The sequence below is a fragment of the Stenotrophomonas sp. PS02298 genome (assembly GCF_029959445.1).
Classification (GTDB): Bacteria; Pseudomonadota; Gammaproteobacteria; order Xanthomonadales; family Xanthomonadaceae; genus Stenotrophomonas.
In genome coordinates this window covers 1-1,267 of the sequence record NZ_JASCOR010000319.1, presented here as the reverse complement: position 1 = coordinate 1,267, position 1,267 = coordinate 1, and the positions used below count along the sequence as shown (strand labels likewise).

Sequence of the window (1,267 nt, the reverse complement as noted above, 5' to 3'; positions counted from 1 at the left end):
GAGTGGGGTTTCGTTCCGAAACCCCACTCTGACCCCGGTTTTGACCCGCAACAGGAGACACTCATGCGTAGCGCCATCCACACCACCTTCGGTGAACCGGCCGACGTACTGGCCTTGGGCGACAGCCCCATCCCGCAGCCCGGCCCCGGCGAAGTACGGATCAAGACCCTGCTCGCATCCATCCACAACCACGATCTGTGGACCGTACGCGGCAAGTACGGCTACAAGCCCACGCTGCCGGCGATCGGTGGCAGCGAAGCAGTAGGCATCATCGAGGCGCTTGGCGAAGGCGTCGAAGGCATCACCATCGGCCAGCGCGTCATGGCCGCTTCGGTACACGGCACCTGGGCCGAATACTTCATCGCCCCCGCGCGCATGGTCATTCCGGTGCCGGACGGCATCGCCGATGAAGCCGCAGCACAGCTGATCGCCATGCCGTTGAGCGCGTTGATGCTGCTGGAATTCCTGCAGGCCGAACCCGGCCAATGGATCGTGCAGAACACCGCCAACGGCGCGGTCGGCAAGACCCTGGCCATGCTCGCCGCCGCACGCGGCGTGCACGTGCTCGGGCTCGTACGTCGTGATGCCGGCGTCGATGAACTGAAGGCATTGGGCATCAACAATGTGCTGTCCACCACACAGCCGGATTGGAAGTCTCGCGCGCAGGCGTTGCTGGGCGACACGCTCGCACACGCCGCAGTCGATTCCATCGGCGGTCAGGCCAGCGCGGATCTGGTGTCGCTGCTAGGCGAAAACGGCACGCTGGTTTCGTTCGGCACCATGGCCGGCGAAGCCATGCAGATTCCCTCCGGCGACCTGATCTTCAAACAGGCCACGGTGAAGGGCTTCTGGGGCAGCAAGGTCAGCCAGCAGATGTCGGTGGAGAACAAGCGTCGACTGGTAGGCGAGCTGCTGCAGCGTGTGTTGAGTGGCGAACTGGAATTGCCGGTGCAGGCGATCTACGGGCTGGCTGATGTTGCAGAAGCGGTGACGGCGAGCTTGTTGCCCGGACGCAAGGGCAAGGTGTTGCTGAAACCCTGATGGCGGCAAGTGCGACCGCCGGTTTCCATCAGCCAAAGCGAAGCAAGCCTTGAACCCCCTCCCTTGCGCGCAGCGCAGGGGAGGGTTGGGGAGGGGTGCTCTTGGCAGCAAACCATCAGTTCATGCCATGCCAGCTTTGCGGCTGGCGCAGCTCTTACAAAAAGCGCGTGGTCAGCAAAGGTCAAAACCGGGGTCAGAGTGGGGTTTCGTTTCGAAACCCCACTCT

1 protein-coding gene is annotated in these 1,267 nt (G+C 63.2%); it reads left to right on the top strand.

Going from position 1 to position 1,267, the window contains the following annotated elements:
• The first annotated feature begins 63 nt into the window (after positions 1 to 63).
• Positions 64 to 1,041, top strand: a complete 978-nt coding sequence (locus tag QMX78_RS21410; RefSeq protein ID WP_282273470.1) for a zinc-binding dehydrogenase — start codon at positions 64 to 66, stop codon at positions 1,039 to 1,041.
• Positions 1,042 to 1,267: the final 226 nt, after the last annotated feature.